Raw genomic sequence first — 25,581 nt, forward strand, 5'->3', positions numbered from 1 at the left:
CCAGCTCGAGGGCGACAACGCCATCCTCACCGGCACCACCGTCCACATCTCCGAAGACGCCGCCGGCCTGCTGAACAAGACCTTCGGCACCGACGCCGTCAAGCGCGGCCTGCTCGTCGGCACCGCCACCATCACCGCACAGATCAAGTAACACCTGCCGCAACACCGCAGTCGGCCCGGACCACGCAGCAGCGCGGTCCGGGCCGACTTGCGTCGGTTGCGGTGGACGTGAGGAACGACGGGCTGGAGGCGCGGTGCCAGACCGCACCGCGCCTCCAGTCCGTCTCGTCGGCGCTTCCACAGCCCCACCGCGTGCGGTGGCGACCGCTGCTATGGTCGTTGCAGGGCCACGGGAGGGGTGACCGATGGGGGATCTGCAGGTCGACGAGACGACGCTCGATGCGCTGACGAACGCCTTGACGCCGGTACCGCAGGCGGTCCGGCTCGACCGGACCTTCAGCGATCCGCGAGAGGACGCACTCGGGTCGGCCGAGGTCGCAGACGCGCTGGGGACGGCGGGCACCGCCATCACCGACCGTGCCGAAGTGCTCGCGCAGTCCCTCAGCGCCATCGGGCAGTACCCGCGCGAGGTGGCAACCAAGATCTCCGCGGTCGAGGACGACCTCGCGGGCCGGTCTGGCGGTCGCTGATGTCCTGGACGACCACCGATCCCGGAGCTGGCGACACCGCCGCCGTCGCGGCGCTGGCGACTGCGCGACGCACCAAGGCTGATGAGCTGCAGGACGTCGAGCGGACCCTACGTGACATCGCGAGCGACGGCCAGAGCGCCGACTGGAAGGGACGCGCGAAGGAACCGTTCCTGTCGAACATCGGCGACTTCGGCGCGGACACGATGATGCTCCGGGCTGCGCTCGTCGAGCAGGCATCCGCTCTGGAGCGGTACGCGATGGACCTCGAGGCGGTGCAGCAGGAGCAACAGCGGCTCGAGATCACCCGGGCTTCGGCCGCAGCGGCTCTCGCGTCCGCCCAGACTGCGTCCGAGACGGCTCGCGACGCAGCACGCTCGGCTGCGAAGGACGCCACCACGACACCCGAGGCGGGCGCTGCACTGCAGTCCACCGCGAACCGGGCCGACGACCAGCTGTCCCACGCAGTCGCGACGACCCGGTCCCTCGACATGGAGTGGGACGCGCTCGTCGAGCAGCGTCGTGCGGCCGACCGGCGGTGCATCGACGCGCTCTCGGCCCGTCAGGCGAACGGACTTCCCCAGAAGCTGAGTGGGTCCGACATCGCGAGTGCGACCCCGTTGACGCTGCTCGCCCTGCTCCAGGGTATGAGCGCTGACGAGGCAGCAGCGTTCCTGAAGGCCCACCCCGAAGTCGTCGAGACCATCCAGCAGGCCGACCCCGGCGCGGTGCGTGCGTGGTGGCAGTCACTCGGGAACGGCGACGACGCAACCCTGTCCCCCGAGCAGCAGGCACTCATCGCAGCAGTGCCGTCGGTGCTCGGCGGACTGAACGGCCTCCCGCCCGCGGCGCGCGTTGCGGCGAACAAGAACCTCGCGGGGAACCGCCTCTCAGCCGTGCAGTCTCGGCTCCAGGCGCTCCGACTGGCTCTGGCCTGGTCCGAGGCGCTCTCCGGTCGGACCGACAAGTCGACCAAGGACGAGATCGACCGGCTGGCGCTCGAGGAGAAGTACCTGCTCCGCGTCACGGCCGAGCCGCCGAAGACCCAGCTGTACCTGTACGACCCGAAGGACCATCGGATCATCGAGATGATCGGCACGCCCTCACCGGACACGGAGCACGTGATCACGTACGTGCCCGGGACCTTCAGCAATGTCGAGTCCTTCTACAACGGCAGCGTGCAACAGGTCGGCAAGTGGTTGCACAACCAGTCGCCCGATGACACGGTGGTCCTCGTGGCGAAGGACGGCGTCTTCCCCGGCGAGGAGACCCCTGGGCCAGCCGGCGTCAACGAGGCGAACGACCCCAACTTCGCACTGGCCCCGGCTGAACGACTCCGCCAACTGTCAGCAGGACTGGATGTGGACCCGAACCTCGCGAACACGCAGCGAACTGCCATCGGACACAGCTGGGGTCTGGCGAACATCACCACGTCCGAAACCCTGGGGACCCAGTACGGGCAGGTCACATCGTTGTCCGGAGCGGGTATGCCGCCGACCTGGCGGCCCAACCCGATGACGACCTACACGGACCACTCCTACTACGACATCCTGCAGCTCGGGCAGGGCACCCGACAAGTCTGGGACGGCAACAATCCACGGTGGAACCCGGCGTTCGGCCACGACGAGTACTACGGTCCGGCACCGACCGACGTGAACCCGTACGATTTCGGAAACCTGATGGACCAGCACAACAAGGTCGCACGCATCGAGGGCAATCGCGCCGTCCTCGACCAACTCGCCGAGGAGATCTTCGAGTGACCACCCGCTCCGCCTGGTTCGTCGCGGGTCTCGTGACGACGTTCGCACTGTCCATCACTGCCTGCGCTGGAGGACCATCGATGAAGGAACAACACGAGCCGGGCGCAACCGCCTCGGTGTCCCGGACAACTGCCGAACGTCGCACGACGGAGATCCAGGACCGGGTGATCGGTGCGATCCCGGACGACGCGGTCGCCAGCAGCCGCACGATCGACTGGACGCTGCTGGCCTGCTCGGACACCACTGTTTCGGCAGCGGGCGGCGCCGCCATCACGCTGGCGCGCCCAGTGGACGTCGATGAGACCTACGACGCGATCACCGCCGCTGTGCGGGACGACGGGTACACGGCGGCCACTGACACGACCGGCAAGGGCGCGAAGCGACTGACGCTCACCGGGACGAACGACGACCAGTACCTCGTCACGATCTACAACGACACCAAGAAAGTCCGGTTGTCGTCGTTCTCGCAGTGTTTCCCGGGTTCGTTGAACGACGACTGAGTGAACGCCCGCCTCGGCGGCCGTGGAGATGTGGCAGCCCAACAGACAGGCCACCTACACGGACTACTCCTACGTCGACATCCTGCAGGTCGGGCAAGCGGGGGCGGGCGGGGTGTGGGACAGGAACAATCCTCGTCGGAACCCTGCGTTCGGCCACGGCGAGTACTGCGGCCGCCGCCCGAGGACGTGAACTTGTACGATTCCGGAACCTCATGGGCCAGCACGACAAGGTTGCTCGGATCGAAGGAAACCCGGACGTCCTTGACGACCTCGTGGAGGAGATCTTCCTGTGACCAGACACCCGGCCATCTCATCCGCCATCGGGGCGATCATCGCCCTCGCACTGAGCGCATGCACCGGAGGGCAACCCACGACGGCAACACCGACGACCTCATCCGGTTCCGAGCAAGCGGAGGCCCGTGCTGCGGCCGAGGAGCGCACGGATGCTGTGCAACGAAAGATCGCCGACACGTTCGACGCCGAGAAGGTTTCGTCTGAGGCAACTCGGAAGTGGGTACTGCTCGCATGTTCTGATTCAGAGGTGCAGTCTGCCGGCGGCATCACCCTGCGGCTGACGAAGTCAGAAGCAGCGGATCCCGCGTACGGCCAGATACGGTCCGAGTTCTCAACGGGCTCCTCGTTCACTGCCGAGACGGACCGGACCAGCAAGGGCTTCGAACGGCTCGCGCTCAGCCGCGGCACCGGCGAGCGATACCTGGTCACTGTCGACAACGAATCACTGACCGTCCGGATCGCTTCGTTCTCGCCCTGCTATCGGGGCTCCTTGTCCGACCGTTGATCACACCGATGCGCTGGAGGCCCGTGCTTCCGAGACCGAAGATCTCGACAGGGCCAGCGTCGATATGAGCGAGTGAACGCCCGCCTCGTTTCGGGCTGAGCGACACCTTGCGTGGTTCACGGGGCGTGGACTGTCGTTCGGCGCGAGATCACGGCCCGAGCTCGTGGTGCGCCGGGCCGGCGGCTCCTGCCGAGACTCGGTTCCGACGACAGGCTGCGGGTGCCGGGACGCGCGGTCCGTCCAGCGGAGCGAGGCTCGGCCAGCGACGGCGACGCGCACAACGAGCAACGCCCCGACCGGACCGGTCGGGGCGTTGCTCGTTGGTGGTGCCGATCAGCGGATGATCGAGATGTTGTCCGCCTGCGGACCCTTCTTGCCGGGCCCGATCTCGTACTGCACGTGGTCGTCCTGGGCGAGCGGCCGGGAGCCGGTCGCCGCGACGATGCTGGAGAAGTGCGCGAACAGGTCTTGGGACCCGTCGTCGGGGTGGATGAAGCCGAACCCCTTGCTGTGGTCGAACCACTTGACGGTGCCCGTGGGCATGGCGGTCAGCACGGCGTCAGTGGATGCGCAGCTGCGCGACCATGGGGCACGCGAAGGGGTCGCGGGCGGCGAGGCCGACGCGGTTGAGGTACCGGACGACGATGCCGTAGGAACGCAGCAGCGTGGTCTCGGTGTAGGGCACGTCGAGGGTGTCGCAGTGGTCACGGACGAGCAGGCGGGCCTGCTTCAGCGCCGGACGCGGCATCGAGGGGAACAGGTGGTGCTCGACCTGGTAGTTCAGCCCGCCCATCAGGAACGACACCCACCAGCCGCCACGGATGTTGCGCGAGGTGCGCACCTGGCGGGAGAAGAAGTCGACCTTCGCGTCGTGCGCGATGGTCGGCATGCCCTTGTGGTTCGGGGCGAACGAGGCCCCCATCATCACGCCGAACACGGCCAGCTGCACCCCGAGGAACGCACACGCCATCCCGAACGGCAGGAACCAGAACACCACCGTCAGGTAGATCGCGAACCGCGCCACGAGCAGGGCGCCCTCGATGAGGCGGTGCTTCTTGTCGGCCTTGGTGCCGTTGCCGGTGACGATCGACATCACGGCGTAGCGGTGCAGGTTCAGGCCCTCGAGCGTGAGGAGGGGGAAGAACAGCCATCCCTGGAAGCGCATGAAGGTCTTCATGGCGCCGCCCTTGACGGCGGCGGCGTCCTCCGGCAGGAACCGGATGCCGTCGGGGGCGATGTCCGGGTCCTTGCCGACGGTGTTGGGGTTGCCGTGGTGGCGGGTGTGCTTGTTCATCCACCACGAGTAGCTGAGTCCCACCAGGAACGTGCCGAGCCAGCGGCCAGCGCGGTCGTTCCACTTCTGGGACTCGAACACCTGACGGTGCGCGGCCTCGTGCGACAGGAACGCGAACTGCGTGAACAGCACGCCCAGCGCACCGGCCACGATGAGCTGGAACCACGAGTCACCCAGGAACGCGAACGCGACCCAGGTGAGGGCGAGGCTGCCGACGAGTGCGCCGAACAGTGCCCAGTAGAAACCGGTACGACGGCGCAGGAGGCCGTTCTCCTTCACCTGCGCCAGGAGCGCGGAGTAGGTCGAGGTGCCCTTGCGAGCCCCCGTAGCGGGACGAGTGCGGGTGTAACCCGGAGCGAGCGGAGTGGTGGTCATGTGGACCGCCTTCCGGTACGGATCGGTCCTTCAACCGGTTCGAGGGAGTTCACGCGATTGCGCTTGCGGCGACCCTAGGGGCCGAAGTTGCGTGTTCACCGTGGTGTCCAGAACACGTTGCGCGATGCGCGAACTCAGCCCGCGTGGCGCTCCGGACCGTCCGCGCACCGACCGGACGATGCACGCAACGTCTGCCCCGGGTACTCCCCGAACCGGCGGAAGTACGTCCCCGAGAACCGCCCCAGGTGCCGGAAGCCCCAGGCCATCGCAGCCTCGCTCACACTCGTCTCCTGCCGGCTGCTGGACTCCAGCACAGCGTGCACCCGGTCGAGCCGCATCCGCAGCAGGAATGTCATCGGTGAGACACCGTGCTCCCGCATGAACGCCGTCTGCAGGGTCCGCGGACTCACGCCCACGGCGTCGCAGATGTCGGCCAGGCACAACGTCCGCTCGCAGTGTCCGTCGAGGTAGGCCTCGGCGAGCTCGACCGTCGACGGCGTCACCGCCCGGCTGAGGACCGCGGGCGTCCGCACGCCGAAGGCTCCGAGTACGGCCTCGACCAGCGCGACCTGCGCACCGGTCCGGGCACCGGACGTGAACCCGTCGCGCGTCGCGGTGACGGCCACCTGCTCGACGCACCGGCGCAGGTGTTCGAGGGCAGCGACGGCGGGCTCGGCACCCCGCGTCGGCAGTTCGGACGCTGCTCCCAGCGACGAGCGCACCTGGTCGAGGAGCGACCGGTCGATGCTCACGAGCTGCAGCGTGCCCTTCGGGGCGCGCACCGAGAACTCCCCGGACGTCGGCATCAGGACGGGCGTGCCCGGGCGGGTCTCGAGGACGACGCCGTCCTCGACGGCGATGTGGACACCTCCGGTGCTCGACCACCCGACGACGATGCGGTCGATGGGCTCGAAGACCCCGGAGAAGCCGGAGGTCGCCGACGCGGTGACGAGGCTCACGCAACCGTCCCGTCGGGTCCGGTAGCGGAACCGGAACGGCAGCCGGAAGGCGTCGTCCTCGACGTCGAAGCGCACGTCACGGCCGTGCCCGGCCTGGGCGAGCACGCGTGCGGCGAAGGCCCGGTCGGTACCGGATCGTTCGGTGCGGCGTCGCTGCGCGTCGATCCTCGCGGTGACGGTCCGGGCGGCGTCGGTCCCGTGGACCGCGGTCAGCACGGTGCCTCGTCGAAGCGCTGTCCGCAGCGGTGTTCGAACCAGGCGCGGGCGTCCTGCAGGCTCGCTCGCCGGTCGTGCTCGTGCAGCGCCGCCATGAGCGTGCAGTCGAAACCGTCCACCGTGCGCTCGATGAAGCCGAGGAGCATGTCGGGGTCCCCCCATGCAACTGCGGCGTCGACCACCCGCCAGCACCCGGCGTCGACCGGCTGGACGCGGATGTCCGTCGGGTCCGTCGCGGCGAGCGCACGGATCCGATCGGTGTGGACGACCTGCTGCCAGACGGCGGCCTCGGTCATCACGGTCGTGGATCCCTGGCGGTGTCCCATCGCGCCCTCCCTGTCGGTTCGATGTGGCGCATCACTTCGACCGCGATGCACGAGACACTTTCAGTATCGACAGGACGATTCCGGTCATGTCAGGGGTTGACTTCGTACCGCGCAAGGTGGATCATCCGTCGCCTCGATCGGTGCCCTGGGAGCGCGCCGTCGGCGGGTCCCGTACGGTCGGCGCATGAGCGACGGGAGCAGCGCGACCCAGGACGGCCCGCCCCGACTCTCGCGTGCGGTCCGGGATGCGATGCGGTTCGTCCACGAGCAGGCTGCGACCCACATCACCGTCGCCGACGTCGCCGCGGCCGTGCAGCTGTCGCCGCGGAGCCTGCAGAAGCGGTTCCAGGCCGAGATCGGGCAGTCCCCGGGAACCTTCCTGCGCGCCGTGCGCCTGGAGGGTGTCCGTCGCGACCTGCAGGAAGCCTCCGGTGCGCCGGACCGGCGGACGATCGCGGAGATCGCCGAACGCTGGCAGTTCAGCAACGCGGGCCGGATGGCTGCGGCGTTCCGTGCGGCGTACGGCATCGCGCCCTCGTCGGCGCTGCGGTCCTTCGTTCCCGAGGACGACGAGGACGACGAGGACGGCGCACCGAGCCTGTCGGACCGGAACCAGCGGCGCTTCCGCCTGGTGCTCGACTGCGAGGTCGACGTCGACGACGCGAAGGCGGTGCTCGCCGGTGCGCTGCAGCGAGCGGGGGCCGGTCCGTGGCGGGACTACCGGCCGGACGGCGGCAGCGAGGACCTGATGGCGTTCCTGCTCGGCAACGCGGTGCGGACGGTGGTGCGCGAGACCTCCGGCGTGACGCTTGTGGCCCTGGACGCGATGCTCCGGGTGCAGGACGAGCAGGGGTCGTACCCGCCCGCAGAGCTGCCGGCCTGGCGCGCCGGCCCACCGCCGAACACGCCTGCGCAGTCCGGATCGTCCGACACCGACCAGCGCGTACGATCGACAGACGGCAGGGAAGGCGCCCATGGATGACGCATTCGAGCGTGCACTCCGTGCGCTCCGGTCGGCGGAGATCGCCGACGACGAACTCAGTCGGCCGCTCGCGCTCGCGCTGCCGATGGGCGGTGTCTCGATCTCGACCTTCGGTGACCTGTGCCCGAGCGAGACCGTGTCCGCGACGGACGAAGTCGCCACCCGCGTCGACGAGATCCAGTTCGACCTGTCCGAGGGTCCCTGCTGGGCCGCGCTCGCGACCGATGCCCCGGTGCTGGAGACCGACGTCGTCCGTCGACCGAACTCCGCGTGGCCCGCATTCAACGAAGCCGTCCGGAGCGAACCCGTCGGCGCGGTCTTCGCGTTCCCGGTCGCCTTCGGGCCGTTCCCGCTCGGCGCGATCGACGTGTACGTGCCGCAGCCCGCGACGATCGAGGGCGACACCGTGCGGCAGGCCATGACCCTCGCCTCGGCCGTCAGCCGCCGGGTCCTGCGCCGGGCGCTCCGCTCCATCGCGGACGGGGACGACGCCCTGCTCGATCGGAGCCCGTCGTCGCGGCGCGTGGTGCACCAGGCCACCGGGGTCGTGCTCGCGCAGCTCGACATCAGCCCCGAGGACGCCTACCTGCTGCTGCAGGGCCACGCCTTCGCCCGCCGGACGACGATGCGGCGGGTGGCGGAGGAGATCCTCGACGGCACGGTCCGGTTCGAGAAGCGAGGCGACCTGATCGAGGAGGTCCAGTGACGACGGCAGGCCGAGAAGCCCGGATCCTCGAGACGTTCACGTCGCTCGCCGACACCCTGGTGGACGCCTACGACGTCGTGGAGCTGCTGCAGACCCTGGTCGAGACGTGCGTCGACGTGCTCGGCATCGACGCCGCGGGCATCCTGCTGGCGAACGACGACCAGGAGCTCGAGGTCGTGGCCTCGACCTCCGAGGCGACCCGGCTCGTCGAGGTGCTGCAGCTCGATGCCGAGGCCGGCCCCTGCATGACCTCGTTCGCGACCGGACGAGTCGTGACGTGCCCGGACATCGACGTCGCCCCGGCGGACTGGGCGATGTTCCGCACGGGTGCGCTCGCGCTCGGGTTCCGGTCGGTGCACGCCGTCCCGCTCCGGCTGGGGAGCAACGTCATCGGCACGCTCAACCTGTTCGGGGCCGGCGTCGGTGCGCTCGTGGAGTCGGACCTGCGCGTCGCCCGAGCCCTGGCGGACGTGGCGACGATCGGCATCCTGCACGAACGGTCCCTGCGCGAGCACGAGGTCGTCCGCGCGCAGCTGCAGCGCACGATCGGCTCGCGCGAGGTGATCGAGCAGGCCAAGGGCGTCGTGTCGTACCTGCGCGGCGTCTCGATCGAGGACGCCTTCGCGGTGATCCGTGGGTACGCGCTCGAGCACCACGAGCAGCTCTCCGAGGTCGCCCGCGCGATCGTGCAACGCCGACTCGTCCCCTGACGACTGCGGGCGAGCAACCCCGACTGCGGGCGAGCACGCACGACCGCGGGCGAGCAACCACGACCCCCTCCGCCCGCTACGGTGAGCGGATGGGCAAGGTCACGCTGCAGGACGTCGCCGCACACGCCGGCGTCTCGATGAAGACCGTGTCCAACGTCGTCCGCGGCTACCAGCACGTCAGCGACCCGATGCGCAGTCGGGTGCAGGCCGCGATCGACGAGCTCGGCTACCGCCCGAACGTCTCGGGCCGGTCCCTGGCAACCGGACGCTCGAACATGCTCGCCTTCGCGTTCCCCGACCTGCGGCGTCCGTACTTCGCCGAACTGGCCCACGTGTTCTCGCGGGTGTGCGCCGACCGCGGCTACCAGCTCCTGCTCGAGGAGACCGGCGGCGACCCCGACGGTGAACGCTCAGCGGTGCGGGGACGTGAGGCCGGTGTGGTCGACGGGGTCGTGATCCACCCGCAGGTGCTCACGCCCGAGGCCATCGACCGGATCCGCGGGGACACCGCCGTGGTGTTCCTCGGCGAGGACGTCCGGCCCCCGCACGCCGACCAGGTCGTCATCGACAACGCCGGGGCCGCCACCGAGGCCGTCGCACACCTCGTGGCGCTCGGCTGCCGCCGCATCGGGTTCTTCGGGCACGAGACCGGTCCGTCGTCGCGCACGTCCGGACTGCGTCTGGACGGCTACCGTGCCGGACTCGTCGCCGCGGGTCTGCCGCTCGACGACGCGTTGCTGGTCCCCCGCGAGGTCGGTGACGCCGCCGGTGCCGAGGTCGCCTTCGGCGCCGCGCTCGACGCCGGACTCCGCGTCGACGGTCTGCTCTGCCGCGACGACCTGGCCGCGCTCGGGGCGCTCCGGGCGATGCGCCTGCGCGGCCTGGACGCCCCCGGCGACGTCGCCGTCGTCGGGTGGGACGCGGTCGGACTCGGGTCGAGCCTGGTGCCGAGCCTGACCTCCGTCGCGCCCGACACGGTCGCCCTCGCCGACACCGCGCTCGACCTGCTGGTCGAGCGGATGGACGGCTCCGACGTGCCCGGCAGGCTGGTCACGGTCGGCCACCGCCTGCTCGTCGGCGAGAGCGCGCCGTACGCGGACGGCACGTCCGACCGGGCGGCGCACCGGGGCGCCTGACGACGGACGGGAGGCCCGGCGCGCGCCCGGCCACGAGCCTCCAGTCTGCAGTCTGCAGTCTGCAGTGCGGCCGGTCCCACGGCACGTGGCGGGCCCGGCCACGAGCCGCCCCTCCGCCTCGTCCCCCGTCGCGTGCCGTCAGCGGCCTGCGGGAGCCGACTCCCCCGGGTGCACGCTGCCGAGCAGCTCGACGACGACGTCCCGCAGGGCGTCGGGCAGCCCGACGGTGCCGAGCTCGACGATGCGGTCCGCACGCGGCAGGTCCTTGGCCACGACCTCCCACGCCTCGAGCTTCTCCGGGTTGCCGGCCTGCGCGCCCTCGAGGACCCGCCGCACGGCCTCCCGCGCGTCGACACCGACGACCGGAGCGCCGACCAGCGTGACCGATCCGCCCGACGCCGAGTCGACGGACACGTCGACCGAGAACCGGTCGGCCCAGCGTGCCGATGTCGGTTGCCCGTCGGCCGGTGCGGCGAGGAACGTGATCCGCCAGTCGCGGTGGGCGGGGACGACGTCGAGGGCTCCGGTGGTGGCGTGCACCCGGAACTCGGCGTGCTCTGGGTCCCAGGTCAGACGGGTCCGGGCGGTGCGGATGCCCTCGCCCTCGTGGTCCTCGACCAGGGTGAAGTCACCCGCCGCACCCGGTGCGACGAGGACCTCGAACGCCGTCGGGTTGACGGTGGCGTCGAGCTGATCGGCCGCGGCGAGCGGCAGGATCCCACCGGCGCGCAGCAGGACCGGCACCGTGTCGAGCGTGCGGTGCAGGTCGACGAACCGGTCGCCCGCGTACACCGTGCCGGTGAAGACGTCGGTCCAGGTGCCCGGCGGCAGCCAGGCCCGGGCGACCCCGTGGCGGCTGACCGGGTCGCGGGGTACGACGATCGGGGCGACGAGCAGCTCCGAGCCGAACGCGTAGGTGTTCGGCACCCGGTACGCCTCGTCGCGGCGCGGCTCCAGGTGGTAGAGCGGCCGGACCAGCGCGGTTCCCTCGGCGGTGCCGTGGTTCATGGTGTGCAGGTACGGCACCAGGCGGTGACGGAAGCGGAGCGCCTCGCCCATCGCGGCGCGGGCCTCGGCCGGGAACACCCAGGGCTCCTTGCGGATGAACGGGTTGTTCGCGGAGTGCAGGCGCATGATCGGTGAGAACACCCCGAACTGCACCCAGCGGGTGGCGAGCTCGTCGTCGCGGACGCCGCGGGTGTGGCCGCCGATGTCGTGGCTCCACCAGGGGTAGCCGATGTTCGCGGCGGTGGCGGTGAACTCGGGCTGGAACGCCAGGGACGCCCACGAGACGACGGCGTCACCGGAGAACCCGACGGCGTACCGGTGGCTGCCGGGGCCGGCGTAGCGCGAGAAGGTCATGCCGTCGACGGGGGCCGGGACTGCGGCTGCGTCTCCGCCCGACGGCGCGTGTCGCGCCGAGTCGAGCAGGTGGAAGTGGTTGAGCAGCCACAGCGGGTCGACCCCGGGCAGCCCGGTCTCACGACCCTGCTGCCAGTCGATCCACCAGAAGTCGACTCCCTGCTCCTCAAGCGGGCGGTGCAGCTGCTCGAAGTAGGCCTGCAGGAACCGCCGGTCCGTCGGGTCGAACGGGATCGGCTGCTCGGTCTCCGGGTCGACGCCCATCGCCCGCGCCACCGCGGGGTAGGCGTCCTCGAACGCCCGCACGCCGTCGGCCGGGTGCAGGTTCAGCGTCGTGCGCATCCCCCGGCGGTGCAGCTCGGCGAGGAAGGCCTCGGGGTCCGGGAACAGCGACGGCTCCCAGGAGTACCCCGTCCAGCCGTTGCCGAAGCGCGGCGGGACGGAGTCCACCCGGTGCCAGTCCATGTCGATGACGGCGACCGAGAACGGCAGGTGTTCGTCGGCGAAGCGGTCCAGCAGCTCGAGGTACGAGGTGTCGCTGTACGGGTGGTACCGGCTCCACCAGTTGCCGAGTGCCCACCGCGGCATCCGCGACGGCGGGCCGGAGACGGCGTGGTACGTGCGGAGTGCGGCGTCGTAGTCACGGCCGTACGCGAAGACCGTGACGTCGCGGCGCCCGGGGACCCGCGTGCCGATCCAGCCGTCGTCCGCGAACAGGAACGACTCGCTGTCGTCGAGCGCGGTGATGCCGTCGCGGGCCAGGATCCCCGGTTCGAGCGGCATCCGGCCGTCGACGTCGTCGAGGGTGCGGCCGGTGCCGCCGAGGTCGCGCGGCTCCTGCCCCCAGCGCCAGCGGTTGGCGTCCGGGCCGGTGGTCTCGACGACCAGGCCGCTCGGGCTGAAGGGACGGCCGTCGTAGCGCAGGCGGGCGCGGTCCGTGGTGACGACGACGCCGGCGGCGGTGCCGGTGCCGGTGCCGTCGGCGGCGACCGTCCGCTCCACGGTGAAGGCCGGCACGGGCAGGCGTCGGCGCATCGCGAAGGTCGATGCGCGGTCCTCGAACCCGCCGTCGTCGCTCCACTCGACGCGGAACGCCCCGGCGTCGAGCACGGTGATGCGCCAGTGGTCGCCGGTGACGACGGCTGCGGGGTCGGCGACCGGGTCCGAGCCCGGGAACGGACGGATGGTGGGGAGGACGGCGCCGGTGGTGCCGGTGGTGCCGGTGGTGCTGGTGCCGGTGCTGCTGCTGCTCACGTGGTGCCTCTCAGCTCTTGACCGCGCCCTGCGTCACGCCGCTGATGACCCAGCGCTGCGCGAACAGGTAGACGATGATCGTGGGCGCCATCGCCATCAGGTACGAGGCGAAGGCGACGTTGTAGTTGGTGCCGAACTGACTCTGGAAGATGTTCTGCACCACGGGCAGGGTCTGCAACCCCGGATCCGCCGTGATGAGCGACGGCATCATGAAGTCGTTCCACGATGCCAGGAACGCGAAGATGCCGACCGTCGCGTTCATCGGGCCGAGGAGCGGCAGGATGATCCGCCAGAAGATCTGCCACGTGGACGCCCCGTCGATGCGGGCGCTCTCCTCGAGCTCGACCGGGATCGACCGCAGGTACGCGGAGTAGAGCAGCACGCTGAACGACAGTTGGAACATGGCGTGCAGGATCCCGACGCCGATCGGGTTGTCGAGGCCGATCTCGGCGGTCAGCTTGATCTGCGGCAGCGCCACCACCGGGAACGGCAGGAACATCGCCGCGAGCAGGTAGACGAACGAGTACCGGAAGAACCGCTTGTGCCAGTTCCGGACGATCGCGTACGAGGCGAACGAGCTGAGCAGCAGCGTGGCGACGACGGTGAGCGCCGCGACGCCCAGCGACACCGAGAAGGACACCGGGAACCGGGTCAGCTGCCAGGCCTCGGCGAACGAGCCCGGGTTGAACGGGAACGGCAGCGAGAGTGCATTGCCGTCGACGGACTGCTCGGTCGTCTTGAACGCCATCGAGAGCGTCACGTACAGCGGGATGAGCACGGTCAGCGACGCGAGGCCGAGGACCACGGTCAGCGTCCAGTTCGTGCCGCCCAGTCGTCGGCGGGGGCCGCGGCCGGAACGCCCTCCACCGCCGGTGGTCACGGCGCGGGTGTCGGTCGGGGGTCGTGTGTCGATGGCGGTCATGCGAGTCGCAGGTTCCTTCCGCGGGTCGCCGCGAGCTGCAGCACGGAGATGAGGACGGTGATGATGAAGAACACGGTCGCGTTCGCCATCTGGTAGGCGTAGTCGCCGCCGGTGAAGCCGCCGAAGATGGTCATCGCGACGCTGCTCGTCGCACTGCCGGGGCCGCCGTTGGTCAGACCGACGATCACGTCGTAGGCGCCGAGGTACCCCTTCACACCGAGCACGGTGTTGATGACGATGAAGCCGCCGAGCAGCGGGAGCGTGATCGAGCGGAGCTGCTTCCAGCCGGTCGCGCCGTCGAGCGCACTGGCCTCGTACAGCTCCTCGGGAATGGACGTCAGCCCCGCCGTGTAGATGAGGAGCGCGCCGGGCACGGTCTGCCAGGCGGACACGATCACGATCGCGAGCCAGGCGAGGTTCGGGTCGCCGAGGATGCTCTGCTCGAGCGGGCCGAAGCCGACGCTGGTGGCCAGGGCCGGCACGGTGTTCGAGAACAGGAAGTTGAACACGTAGGCGACGATGATCCCCGAGATCACCATCGGGATGACGAACACCGACCGCAACCCGGCGGCGAACCGGATCTTCTTCGCCAGGGCGATCGCCAGGGACAGCGCGACGACCTGCGTGACGACGACGGTGACGGCCGCGAAGCCGAGCGTGAAGCCGTACGACGCCAGGATCGCCGGGTCGGAGACGAGCGCCTTGTAGTTCTCGACGCCGATGAAGTCCCACTGCCCGAACCCCAGGTAGTCGGTGAAGCTGTAGAAGACGCCGACGCAGGCGGGGGCGACGACGAACGCCGTGAACAGCACGAGGGCCGGCACGAGGAACAGGTAGTACATGCCCTCGGTGCGGCTGAGTGAACCGACACCGCGGGAACCCACACGCCGGTGCGTGCGGGCTGCGTCGGTCGCCGGTCCGGAGGTGTCCGGGTCGGTGTCGCGGGAGAGCGGGGTCTGCATGGTCATGGTGACTCCTGTGTCCTGGTCCGGCTCAGACCGTCGCGGAACGGCCGGCGAGCCGCCGCCAGTCCGAGTCGAGCCGCTGCAGCATCGAGGTGAAGTCCCCGCTCCGGATCGCCGACTGCAGGTAGTTGCCGAGCGGGATCGACGTGGGGATGAAGGTGCCGGCGCCCTGGTAGAACGCCGCGTCGTCGACGTACTGCTGCAGGCCGGCGAGGCGCTCGTCCTGCTGCGGTGGTGCGTCGATGCGGGGCGAGTACGCCAGGTTGTCGCGGTTGTAGGCGTCGATGACCTCGGGCTGCATGAGGAACTCGACGAGCTCCTTCGCCTGCTCCGGGTGCTCGGACGCCGTGGGGATCCAGAGCCCGAGGTCGATGTTGACCCGGGCCTTGCGGTCGGCCGGGTCGTTCGACACCGGCAGGGCGAAGGTGCCGACGGGCAGCTTCTCGTCGATCAGCGCGATCTGCCCGAGCGCCCACGGGCCCTGCAGGTACATCGCGGCCTCGCCCTTGCCGAACGCCAGGTTGCCGTCGGCGTAGGCCCGGGTGGCGTGGTCGCGGTTGAAGAACGACGAGATGGTCTTCGCGCGCTCCATCGGCACCGCGAAGTCCTTCTCGAACGACACCTCGGAGTCCGGGCCGACGTCGGCGCCGAGGGCCTTCATCTTCCGGAAGAACGAGCCGGTGTCGACGAGGCTGCCCACCGAGTAGTCGAACAGGCCCTGCCAGAGCGTCCAGGTGTCCCGGTCGGTGGCGTAGATCGGCGTGACGCCAGCCTTCTGCAGTGTCCGGCAGACCTCGACGAACTCGTCCCACGTCGTCGGGACCGGCAGGTCGTGCTCGGCGAAGATGCGCTTGTTGTAGATCACCCCGGCCGCCGCGAGCGAGTACGGCAGCACGCTCGTGCGGTCCTCGAACTTCGCGTACTGGTTCGTCAGGGTGTCGATGTCCGGTCGGACCCGCGCTGCCGACGGCAGGTCGCTGAGGTCGCTGAGCACGCCGCGCGAGATGTACCGGGCGAGCTCGAGGTTGTCGTTGAAGCACCCGACGTCCGCCGGTTCGCCGCGGACGAACTGCGGGGCGATGGCCGACGTGTTGTCGTGCACGACCGACAAGCCGGTGTGCTCCCCCTCGAACCGCCGCAGCAGCTTGTCGAAGTACGCGATGACCTCCTGCTTCTGCTCGTAGAAGCGGAGCGTCGTGGCACCACCGGCGGCACGCCCCGGGGTCGCGCACCCGGCGAGCGCCATCGTGCCGAGTGCGATGCCACCGGCCGCGCCCGCGAGGAACCCCCGCCGGCTCACCGCCGCCTGGAGTGTTGCGGTCCTGCTTCCCACCATCGGGTCTCTCCCTCGTCGCGCATCGTCGCGCAGGCTCCTGTTTACAGCGCTGTAAAGCGTACGTCAACGTTGTAATCGCATGTGGCAGTGGTCAGTGCGCCCCACGGACGGGAGGCACGGCGCCAGCCCGCCCCGCGCCTCCCGTCCGCCGCGCAGCGCGTCCACCGCCGCGCGCCGCGCCCACCGGGACGGACACGGCACGGAGCTGGCAGGATCGTCTGATGGCTGAGGACGAACGGGACATCGCACTCCGGGTGGGGCACGAGGAGCTCCGCATCCGCGGGGTCTACGAGACGATCAGCATCATCAACGACGTGATGGTGGCGCTCTGGTTCATCGTCGGCAGCGTCCTCTTCTTCTCCGAGAGCACCACGACGGCCGGCACCTGGCTGTTCCTGATCGGGAGCGTCCAGCTGCTCATCCGTCCCGTGATCCGGCTGTCACGGAGGCTCCACCTCGCCCGGGTCGGCCGGGGGAACCCCACGGAGTCCGCGCGCGATTTCTGAACCACGACACGCCTGGGCGAACACACAGGATCGCGAGCAGGCACCATGGACCGCATGGCAAGCACCACTCCTCCCCTGCCCGGACCCGTGACCACGACGCCGCAGTTGCGGCGGTGGGTGTTCTGGCCCGCCGCCGTCATCGTGCTGGGGTTCGTGGCCTTCACCCTGATCTCCCCCTCCACCGCCGAGGCGCTGTTCCTCGGTCTGCAGGACGGCATCGTCAAGAACTTCAGCTGGTACTACGTGCTGATCGCCGCGTTCTTCGTCGGCTTCTCGCTGTTCGTCGGCTTCAGCCGCTTCGGTGACATCAAGCTCGGCAAGGACCAGGACGAGCCCGAGTTCTCGACCGGTTCGTGGTTCTCGCTGCTCTTCGCCGCCGGCATGGGCATCGGCCTCGTCTTCTACGGCGTCTCCGAGCCCCTCAGCCACTTCGCCTCCCCGCGCCCCGGCGTCACCGGGAACGAGAAGGAGCTCGCGCAGCAGGCACTGACCCAGACGTTCCTGCACTGGGGCCTGCACGCGTGGGCGATCTACGTCGTCCTCGGCCTGGCCCTGGCGTACGCGATCCACCGCCGGGGTCGTCCGGTGTCGATCCGCTGGGCCCTCGAGCCGCTGCTCGGCAACCGCGTGCGCGGCGGCTGGGGCAACCTGATCGACGTCATCGCCCTGGTCGGCACGCTGTTCGGTGTGGCGACCTCGCTCGGCCTCGGCGTCATCCAGATCGGCGCCGGACTCGAGAGCGCCGGCATCGCCGACAGCAGCATCGTCAGCCAGATCGCCATCATCGCGGTGATCACGGCCGTCACGATCGTCTCGCTCGTCACCGGTGTGACCAAGGGCATGAAGATCCTGTCGAACTTCAACCTGCTGCTCGCCGCCGCACTGCTGCTGTTCGTGCTCATCGTCGGCCCGACGCAGTTCCTGCTGCGTGACTTCGTGCAGTCGATCGGCTCCTACCTGCAGAACATCGTCGGTCTGTCGTTCAACGTCACCGCGCAGCAGGGCGCCGAGGGCGAGGCCTGGCAGGGCGCCTGGACCACCTTCTACTGGGGCTGGTGGATGTCGTGGGCGCCGTTCGTCGGTGTCTTCATCGCCCGCATCTCCAAGGGCCGCACGGTCCGACAGTTCGTGTTCGGCGTCCTCCTGGTGCCGACCGCGCTCACGTTCCTGTGGTTCGCCGTCCTGGGCGGCACCGCGATCCACCGCCAGACCGACGGCTCGGGTGGCCTGATCGGCTCGGACGGCTCGGTCGACATCGAGGGCTCGCTGTTCGCGGTCCTCGGTGACCTGCCCGCCGGCATGGTCCTGACCTACGGCGCGATCCTGCTCATCGGCGTGTTCTTCGTGACCTCGTCGGACTCCGGGTCGCTCGTGATGGCGATGATCGCGTCGGGCGGTGACATCGAGCCGAAGAACTGGCTGCGGGTCTTCTTCGCCGCTGTCGCTGCGCTGCTCGCCGTCGCCCTGCTGCTCAGCGGTGGACTGAACGCCCTGAAGACGGCGGCGATCACGACCGCGTTGCCGTTCAGCATCGTCCTGCTGCTCACCTGTTGGTCGACGATCATCGCCTTCACGCGCGAGCGCCGGGCCTACGACAAGGCCGAGCGCGAGGTGTTGCTCGAGCACGTCGGCGCCTACTACGGCCTCGAGGTCGAGGCACCGACCGAGCGTCCGGCACGGTCCGGCCTCGGCCGCCCCTGGGCCGCGGTGAAGAACCGCGTGCGCGGCGGCCGCGGAACCGCGGCCCCGACGGTGGGCGCGGGCGCGCTCGACGACTTCCCGGTGCGGCCAGAGTCGGTCTCGGCCGACCCGGCGGTCGACCCGAGCCTCGACGCGCGACCGGCAGCGGACGACGGGCCCGCGACGGAGCAGCCGGAGCGCTGACGAGCCGCGCGGCGCGCGCGGTGTGGTGCGAGGTTCCGTAGTCGGTGCGACGAACGTGCCCTCGCACCAGAGACGGAACCGCGCACGGGCCGTCGACGCGACCACCTGACGGACGGGAGGCACGGTGCCAGCTGGCACCGTGCCTCCCGTCCGTCAGTGCGTCAGGTGTCGGTCCGTGCGGACGCGACCTCGAGTGTCACGACGACCGCCACCACGGCGAGCGCCGTGACTGGCAGCGACACCGTTGGCACCGCGATCGCCGCGAGGACCACGAGCACCAGGACCACCACGACGGCGTTGGCCCGCGCCGACAGCGACGGCCGGATCGCGAGCGCCCAGATCGACAGCACGAACACCGCGACCGGCACCGCGACGGTCGCGGCGACCGAGGCGGACGACAGCGCGACGTGTCCGGCGTCGGCGCTGACGGCGACCTCGATGCCGGCGGGCAGGGCACCGGCGGCGGCGAAGACGAAGTAGTGGCCGTAGCCGAACACGAGCGCGGTGGGCAGCGAGCGGATGTGTGCGTGCTGCTCACGGGAGAAGTAGATCCACCACATGCCCACGGTGATCACCAGCCCGCACCCGGCGAGCGCCAGCAGGGCCCCGAGGTGCTCGGTGTGCGAGAGGGCGTCGATCACCGCGCCGGCCGAGGCCACCAGCCCCTCGCCCAGGACGATGAGGGTGAACAGGGAGAACCGCTCGGCCAGGTGCCGGGTGTGCCACGGGGCCGTCCCCGTCGAGGTCTGCGCCCAGATCGGCACGGACAGCTCGGCGAGCACGAGGAACGGTGCCGCATAGGACCAGACGTCGTCGGGCAGGGCCAGGGAGACCACCCAGAGCACCTGCACGACCGTGATGCCAACGGCGTGCAGGGTGGCGGTCCGCCGGTAGCGGGTGGAGGACGCGGCGGCGCGGATCCACTGCCCGACCAGGGCCAGCCGCATGACGACGTAGCCGATGACGCCGATCGTGAAGTCGTTCTCGACCATGGCCGCATGCACCCCGGCGGCGAGGACGAGCACCCCCGCCATCTGCACGAAGGTCATCACCCGGTAGAGCCAGTCGTCGGTGTCGAACGACGTGGCGAACCAGGTGAAGTTCATCCACGCCCACCAGATCGAGAAGAACACCAGCCCGTAGGCCAGGACGGCGGAGGCGACGTGTCCCTCGAGCTCGATCTCGTGCAGGTTCGTCGCGGCGAAGCCCACCGCGACGACGAACACCAGGTCGAACAGGAGCTCCAGGGGGCTCGCGGCGCGGTGTCGCTGGTCGGGGTCGCGCGGCACCATCCGGCGCAGTCCGATGGTCGGCATGGGGCCAACGGTAGGGCATCCCCAGAACGCGGACTGCTGACGGCGGGACCGGCCCTGCCGATCTGTCCGTGTGCAGGCCCCGCACCACCAGACCCAGCCCGTCTCGGCCGTGGACGTCGTGTCCGGCTGAACCCCTCCGACAGGAGTCCCGGTGACCTCACCGCGTCCCGCCGTCCGTCCCAGGTCGTTCCGCCGAGCGGCCGTCAGCGCCACCGCCGGCGCACTGACCGCCGCCACGCTGCTCGCGTTCGCCGTCACCCCGGCGCACGCCGCGACCTCGGACACCCCGCGCTCACCGGCCGATCCGACCGCTGCGGTGGCCGCACCACAGGAACAGCCTGGAGGCTCGTCCCGCGTCGGTCCCGCCGCGGACGGCGTGCAGGTGGGTTCCGGCTCCTACGCGCCGACCCCGCCCGACGAGATCACCGACATCGCGGACGTGCGGAAGACGCTCGACCAGGAGCTGTACATCGACCCGTCGAAGGACGGCGAGCCGGTGCCGACGAACCAGTGGTGGACGGACCTGCTGGTCAGCAAGTACTCCGGCGACATGTGGGCGTACCCGTTCGTCTCGTCGAACAGTGCCGCGGGCACGAAGCTCACGATCCCGACGCGGTGGAACAGCGACGGCACAGCGATGCGCTTGGAGTCCCCGGTGACGGTGGGCGGGACGGTGGAGCCGACCCCCGACGCGAGTGACCGCGCCCTCGCCGACTTCGAGGACGGCCTGCCCGACGGCTGGACCGCGACCGGTGACGCGTTCACCGGCACGGCCACGGGGACGGCCGCCGGGCAGAGCACGGTCTCCGGGTGGCTCGGCGGACGCTTCCTGAACTCGTTCAGCGACGAGGACGGCGACGGCGCGACCGGCACGCTCACCTCGCCGGCGTTCACGATCGACCGTTCGACCCTGGCGTTCCTGGTCGGCGGTGGCCGACACCCCGACCACGAAGCCGTGCAGCTCCTGGTCGACGGCGACGTCGTGGCGAGCAGCACCGGGACGGACAGCGAACAGCTGCGCTGGGACAGCTGGGACGTCTCCGCCCACCGAGGGCAGTCCGCGCAGCTGCGGATCGTCGATGACCTGCGTGCCGGGTGGGCACACGTGCTGGTCGACCAGGTCCTGCTCACCGACGCCCCGGACGGCCTCGATGACCGCTTCGCGACCACGTTCCGGGCGAAGCAGGCCGATGCGCTCCGCTGGGGCGACTGGAACGTCAGCTGGCGGATGCCGCAGGACGGCCCGGGCGGGCAGTACATGGACGTCACGAGCGTGCAGGGTTCGCCGTACGAGTGGTTCGAGTTCCACGGCATGACCCCGCGCCTCACCCTGCAGGACGGTGCCGAGATCACCGACGGGGACGGCGAACCGCTCGACCTGCCGGTGACGACGGACCGGTTCGAGATCCGCCAGGACGGCCACGTCTTCGGCGTGCACGCCCCCGACGGGACGACCTTCACCCGTGTCGGGAACGCGCTGGAGGCCTCATCCGGCACGCCCTACCTGGTGCTCAGCGCGGTGCCCGAGCAGGGGCTGTCCCTCGACGACCTGCACCGCACCGCCTTCGCGGTCCCCCGTGACACGACGATGACGTACTCGTACGACCCGGCGGCGGCGAACGTCCGCCAGCAGTGGGCGATCCGCACCGACCCGCTGCAGGGCGACAACCACGACACCGTGCAGGGCTGGCTGCAGCACCAGTACGCCGACGCCACCACGAACCTGCGCTTCACCGGCGCCACGTACGAGACCCCGCGCGGCACCATGCGGACCACCGTCGGCCACGACGGCTGGACCCTGGACTACGCGTTCACGGGCATCACGCCGATCGGTGCCACACCCGAGGCGGTCGCGGACGACCCGTACTCCGAGCAGGTCATGCGCGAGTACCTGCACGACTACGCCGCGAAGACGACGTACGGCGGGGACACCTACTGGGGAGGCAAGGACGTCCTGCAGCTCGCCGAGTACATGACGATCGCGCGGCAGATCGGTGCCACCGAGGACGCCCGGACGCTGCAGGACACCCTCGAGCGCGCCCTGACCGACTGGTACACGTACACGGACGGCGAAGCGGAGCACTTCTTCGCGATGTACCCGACGTGGAAGGCCCTGATCGGGTTCGCCGACTCGTACGGGTCGGCCCAGTTCAACGACAACCACTTCCACTACGGGTACTTCGCCGTCGCGACCGCCATGCTCGGCCGGGTCGACCACGAGTGGGCCGCGAAGTACCAGGGCATGGCGACACTCGTCGCGAAGCAGTACGCGAACTGGGACCGCGACGACGCCCGGTTCCCGCACATGCGCACGTTCGGCATCTGGGAGGGCCGGTCGAACGCCGGCGGTGTGTCGTCACCCGGCGGCAACAACCAGGAGTCGTCGTCCGAGGCGATCCAGTCCGAGGCGGGGCTCTTCCTGCTCGGCTCGGTCCTGGGCGACGACGAGATGCAGGCCGCCGGTGCGGTGCAGTACGTCACCGAACGCGCGGCCGTCCGCGACTACTGGCAGAACGTCCGCGGCAACCCCGCCTCGGCGTCGTACGACGGCAACGGCGCGTTCCCGGACGAGTACGAGCACGGGCAGGCGGGGATCCTGTTCGACTCCGGGCAGGCCCACGCCACGTACTTCTCGGGCGACCCCGCCTGGATCTCCGGCATCCAGTGGATGCCGATCGCCCCGTGGTTCGACTACTTCGGCTGGGACCCGGGCTTCTCGAAGGCACTGATGCGCGAGATGATGGCCGCCCGCCCGGAGTCCATCGGGCAGGCCGGCGTCACCGACGGCAACGCGGCACGCATCCAGATGCTCACGAAGAAGTGGTGGGGCGTCGGCAGCTACGGCGACGTGAAGATCACCCGCGACCGCCCGGCCGCGATCGGTGAGCTGCAGGACGCGATCCGCGCGGTCGAGACGAACCACCCCGGGTACGTCACCCGGCGAACCGCGGCGAACCCCCTGTACGACCCGGCCACCGACACCCCGCTGGTGAGTGTGGACGACGACGGACGGGTGGTGTTCCCGGACCGGTACTGGACCCCGGAGAACCTGCCCGACTCGCTGGTGCCCACCGAGCTCGACGGTCCCACCGCCGACCGGAAGCCCCAGGACTGGCCGACGCCGTCCCCGCTGATGCCGTTCCTGGTGGACGACTTCCGCGCCGACACCGCGACCATTGACCAGCTGTACGGCGTCGACCTCACCGACCACACCCCGGGCGAGGACACCGAGCACGCCGCGCGGGTGTTCAGCGGCATGGGTGACGCCCTCGGCAACGTCGTCCTCGGGTTCCTCGGGCAGTACGACCCCGACACCTACGCCGACGTGCACGCCGCACTGTGGGCCGCCGACGACCCGGCCGTGACCGGACAGTCGATGGCCGGCCTCGTCTACCACCAGGCGATGTCGAACCGGACCGTCGGCACCGAGGTCACCGACCGCCACACCTCGGACCCGCTCAGCCAGGTGTTCCGCGCACCGGACGGCACGATCAGCTACGTGCTCGACAACCCCGACACCGTGCAGCACACGTACGACGTCTACGAGGGCACCGAGGTGATCGGCCAGATCGCGGTCCCGGCGCAGACGCAGATCACGTCGCACCTGGACGCGCGGCTCACCGAGGTGGTCGTCAGCACCGAGGGCGCCCCGAAGACGATCGTCCCCGGTGCGACCACGACCTTCACCGCCACCGGCTACGACCAGTACGGCGCCACCGTCGCGCTGGACGACGTCACCTGGTCGACCGACACCGGCACGATCAGCGCCGACGGCGTCCACCGTGCACCGGAGCGCGCGGAGCGGGCGACCGTAACCGCCACGATCGGCGGCGTGCACGGGTCGTACGCCTTCCGGGTCGCACCGGCACCGGTCCTCACCGGGTTCGACGTCACGCCCGGCTTCGACCGGCTCGTCGTCGGGACGCCACAGCGGTTCCGTGCCGCCGGCCACGACCAGTACGGCGACCCGGCGGCCCTGCCCGCCGACGTCACCTGGTCGTACACCGGTGCCGGAAGCGCCGGGACCGACGGCACCGTGACGACCACCGCCGCGGGCTCCGGGTACGTCGTCGCGACCGGTGGCGGTGTCGAGGGCTCGGCGGTCGTCGCCTCGGTGACGTCGATCCCCGACGCCGCAGCGGGTGCCGACGTCGACGCGAGCTCCTCGGACGGCGGGAACGTCGCCGGGAAGGCCGTCGACGGGGACCGCAGCACCCGGTGGGAGAGCGCGCACGGTGTGGACGAGGTCGACTACACGATCGACCTCGGGCGGCTGACCGACGTCGACACCGTGCGGGTGGACTGGGAGAACGCCGCCGCCGCACGGTACGTGCTGCAGGTCCGGGACACCGCCGACGGCCCCTGGCGCGACGTGCGGACCGTCGACAAGACAACGGCCGACATGGACACGGTGCCCGTGGGCGAGACCGCCCGGTTCGTGCGCCTGCACCTGACCGACCGCCTCACCGGGTACGGGTACTCCATCTGGGAGGTGCACGTGTCCGGCACCCCGGCGGCCTCAACCGTCGACGTCGAGGACGTCCTCGTCGCGCCGCGCACCGCGACCGTCCGCACCGGTGACACGGTCCGGATGGCGGCCTACGGGTTCGACCGCCACGGGTTCGGCGGGCGGCTCGCCGCGGACCGCCCGGAGTGGGCCGTCGACGGCGGCGGAAGTGTCGAACCGGACGGCGTCGTCACCGCAGCGACCGAGGGCGGCGTGACCGCGACGGTTACGGCCACCGTGCCAGGAGCATCCGGGACGGCCACCGTCACGACCCTCGACGAGGCGACCGACGGTGACGACGACGGCGGAACGGCACCCGCCCGCTCTCGTGACGTGGCCGCCGGCAAGCCCGTCACCACCTCGTCGGACGAGCGCGGCGACCTGTCCGGCGGCAACGCGGTGGACGGCGACGACCGGACCCGGTGGGCCAGCGCAGCACGCGACGGTGAGTGGTTGGCGGTCGACCTCGGGCAGGTCGTGCCGATCGACCAGGTGCAGCTCGACTGGGAGGCCGCGTGGGCCGAGGCCTACCGCGTCCAGGTCCGCGACGACGAAGACGCCCCCTGGCGGACCGTCGCGGAAGAAGCCCACGGGACCGGCGGCGAGGTGATCCACCGGTTGGAGGGCGACGACGTCACCGGCCGCTGGGTCCGGGTCGTCGCAGACCGCCGGCACACTGCGTTCGGTGTCTCCCTCTGGGACCTCCGCGTCACCTCGACGCAGGGCGAACCGACGCCGGACCTGGCACGACGGGCGACCGTGTCGTCATCGGCCGACGAGGGCGACGGCGTCCCCGCACGGAACGCCGTGGACGGCGACCCGGGATCGCGCTGGGCGAGCGGGCACACCGACGACCAGTGGCTCGCCGTCGACCTCGGCGCACCGCACCGCCTGCACGGCGCGGTGCTCCGGTGGGAGGACGCCTTCGGACGCTCCTACCGGATCGAGGCGCGGAACGCGGGCGACGACGGGTGGACGACCCTCGCCACCGAGACCGACGGTGACGGCAGGACCGACCGGCACGCCCTGGACGGCTCGTGGCGGTACGTCCGCGTGCACGGTGTCGAACGGGCGACCCCGTACGGCTACTCGCTGTACGACCTCGAGATCCGGTAGCGC

The 25,581-nt window shown here is 70.5% G+C and carries 20 protein-coding genes; 11 read left to right on the top strand and 9 right to left on the bottom strand.

Going from position 1 to position 25,581, the window contains the following annotated elements:
- The first annotated feature begins 365 nt into the window (after window positions 1-365).
- From DEI98_RS10550 to DEI98_RS10565, 4 genes are all read left to right on the top strand, one after another.
- On the top strand, window positions 366-650 hold the full coding sequence (locus DEI98_RS10550) for a hypothetical protein (protein WP_042540440.1): 285 nt from the start codon (window positions 366-368) through the stop codon (window positions 648-650).
- On the top strand, window positions 650-2,407 hold the full coding sequence (locus DEI98_RS10555) for a hypothetical protein (RefSeq protein ID WP_111100708.1): 1,758 nt from the start codon (window positions 650-652) through the stop codon (window positions 2,405-2,407). Before DEI98_RS10550 ends, DEI98_RS10555 begins: the two co-directional genes overlap by 1 nt.
- Window positions 2,408-2,487: 80 nt before the next feature.
- Window positions 2,488-2,907 carry a hypothetical protein gene (locus DEI98_RS10560; RefSeq protein WP_146243493.1) on the top strand — a complete coding sequence of 140 codons (420 nt, stop codon included), beginning with the start codon at window positions 2,488-2,490 and terminating at the stop codon, window positions 2,905-2,907.
- Between the two features lie 289 nt (window positions 2,908-3,196).
- Window positions 3,197-3,706, top strand: a complete 510-nt coding sequence (locus DEI98_RS10565) for a hypothetical protein (protein WP_146243494.1) — start codon at window positions 3,197-3,199, stop codon at window positions 3,704-3,706.
- A gap of 333 nt (window positions 3,707-4,039) precedes the next feature.
- Here DEI98_RS10565 and DEI98_RS10570 read toward each other — a convergent pair whose 3' ends face one another.
- The 4 genes from DEI98_RS10570 to DEI98_RS18680 all read right to left on the bottom strand — a co-directional run bounded on the left by DEI98_RS10570 (window position 4,040) and on the right by DEI98_RS18680 (window position 6,876).
- On the bottom strand, window positions 4,040-4,249 hold the full coding sequence (locus DEI98_RS10570; protein ID WP_071405807.1) for a cold-shock protein: 210 nt from the start codon (window positions 4,247-4,249) through the stop codon (window positions 4,040-4,042).
- A 16-nt stretch (window positions 4,250-4,265) separates the two neighbouring features.
- Window positions 4,266-5,375, bottom strand: coding sequence for an acyl-CoA desaturase (locus DEI98_RS10575; protein WP_110864824.1), 1,110 nt, complete (start codon window positions 5,373-5,375; stop codon window positions 4,266-4,268).
- 134 nt (window positions 5,376-5,509) lie between these two features.
- Window positions 5,510-6,550, bottom strand: coding sequence for an AraC family transcriptional regulator (locus DEI98_RS10580; protein ID WP_181438012.1), 1,041 nt, complete (start codon window positions 6,548-6,550; stop codon window positions 5,510-5,512).
- Complete coding sequence (locus DEI98_RS18680; protein ID WP_181438013.1) at window positions 6,544-6,876, bottom strand: hypothetical protein; 333 nt, start codon at window positions 6,874-6,876, stop codon at window positions 6,544-6,546. Before DEI98_RS18680 ends, DEI98_RS10580 begins: the two co-directional genes overlap by 7 nt.
- 184 nt (window positions 6,877-7,060) lie before the next feature.
- On the opposite strand from DEI98_RS18680, the gene DEI98_RS10585 reads away from it, so the two are divergent.
- The 4 genes from DEI98_RS10585 to DEI98_RS10600 all read left to right on the top strand — a co-directional run bounded on the left by DEI98_RS10585 (window position 7,061) and on the right by DEI98_RS10600 (window position 10,410).
- Window positions 7,061-7,858, top strand: coding sequence for a helix-turn-helix transcriptional regulator (locus DEI98_RS10585; protein WP_111100712.1), 798 nt, complete (start codon window positions 7,061-7,063; stop codon window positions 7,856-7,858).
- Window positions 7,851-8,564, top strand: a complete 714-nt coding sequence (locus tag DEI98_RS10590; RefSeq protein ID WP_110864821.1) for a GAF and ANTAR domain-containing protein — start codon at window positions 7,851-7,853, stop codon at window positions 8,562-8,564. The genes DEI98_RS10585 and DEI98_RS10590 overlap by 8 nt, the downstream gene beginning before the upstream one ends.
- The gene (locus tag DEI98_RS10595) at window positions 8,561-9,274 is read left to right on the top strand and encodes a GAF and ANTAR domain-containing protein (RefSeq protein ID WP_111100713.1); all 714 of its coding nucleotides are present in this window, start codon (window positions 8,561-8,563) and stop codon (window positions 9,272-9,274) included. The genes DEI98_RS10590 and DEI98_RS10595 overlap by 4 nt, the downstream gene beginning before the upstream one ends.
- Window positions 9,275-9,363: 89 nt before the next feature.
- On the top strand, window positions 9,364-10,410 hold the full coding sequence (locus tag DEI98_RS10600) for a LacI family DNA-binding transcriptional regulator (RefSeq protein WP_111094627.1): 1,047 nt from the start codon (window positions 9,364-9,366) through the stop codon (window positions 10,408-10,410).
- A 138-nt stretch (window positions 10,411-10,548) separates the two neighbouring features.
- Here DEI98_RS10600 and DEI98_RS10605 read toward each other — a convergent pair whose 3' ends face one another.
- Genes DEI98_RS10605 through DEI98_RS10620 form a run of 4 tightly spaced genes read right to left on the bottom strand, consistent with a single transcriptional unit; the run spans window position 10,549 to window position 16,213 of the window.
- On the bottom strand, window positions 10,549-13,026 hold the full coding sequence (locus DEI98_RS10605; protein WP_111100714.1) for a TIM-barrel domain-containing protein: 2,478 nt from the start codon (window positions 13,024-13,026) through the stop codon (window positions 10,549-10,551).
- Window positions 13,027-13,036: 10 nt separating this feature from the next.
- Window positions 13,037-13,948, bottom strand: a complete 912-nt coding sequence (locus DEI98_RS10610) for a carbohydrate ABC transporter permease (RefSeq protein WP_071405803.1) — start codon at window positions 13,946-13,948, stop codon at window positions 13,037-13,039.
- Window positions 13,945-14,916, bottom strand: a complete 972-nt coding sequence (locus DEI98_RS10615) for a carbohydrate ABC transporter permease (protein WP_111033103.1) — start codon at window positions 14,914-14,916, stop codon at window positions 13,945-13,947. Before DEI98_RS10615 ends, DEI98_RS10610 begins: the two co-directional genes overlap by 4 nt.
- A 25-nt stretch (window positions 14,917-14,941) precedes the next feature.
- Complete coding sequence (locus DEI98_RS10620; RefSeq protein ID WP_111100715.1) at window positions 14,942-16,213, bottom strand: ABC transporter substrate-binding protein; 1,272 nt, start codon at window positions 16,211-16,213, stop codon at window positions 14,942-14,944.
- 257 nt (window positions 16,214-16,470) lie between these two features.
- On the opposite strand from DEI98_RS10620, the gene DEI98_RS10625 reads away from it, so the two are divergent.
- Together DEI98_RS10625 and DEI98_RS10630 are read left to right on the top strand one after the other, a co-directional pair.
- Complete coding sequence (locus tag DEI98_RS10625) at window positions 16,471-16,755, top strand: YrhK family protein (RefSeq protein WP_111100716.1); 285 nt, start codon at window positions 16,471-16,473, stop codon at window positions 16,753-16,755.
- 54 nt (window positions 16,756-16,809) lie between these two features.
- Window positions 16,810-18,639, top strand: a complete 1,830-nt coding sequence (locus DEI98_RS10630) for a BCCT family transporter (protein WP_258370798.1) — start codon at window positions 16,810-16,812, stop codon at window positions 18,637-18,639.
- Window positions 18,640-18,800: 161 nt separating this feature from the next.
- Here DEI98_RS10630 and DEI98_RS10635 read toward each other — a convergent pair whose 3' ends face one another.
- The gene (locus DEI98_RS10635; RefSeq protein ID WP_181438014.1) at window positions 18,801-19,955 is read right to left on the bottom strand and encodes a low temperature requirement protein A; all 1,155 of its coding nucleotides are present in this window, start codon (window positions 19,953-19,955) and stop codon (window positions 18,801-18,803) included.
- 151 nt (window positions 19,956-20,106) lie between these two features.
- On the opposite strand from DEI98_RS10635, the gene DEI98_RS10640 reads away from it, so the two are divergent.
- Entirely contained in the window at window positions 20,107-25,578 is a 5,472-nt protein-coding gene (locus DEI98_RS10640) for a discoidin domain-containing protein (RefSeq protein ID WP_111100717.1), read from the top strand.
- Window positions 25,579-25,581 lie beyond the last annotated feature (3 nt).

Source organism: Curtobacterium sp. MCLR17_034 (assembly GCF_003234485.1).
In the GTDB taxonomy this organism is placed as follows: domain Bacteria; phylum Actinomycetota; class Actinomycetes; order Actinomycetales; family Microbacteriaceae; genus Curtobacterium; species Curtobacterium flaccumfaciens.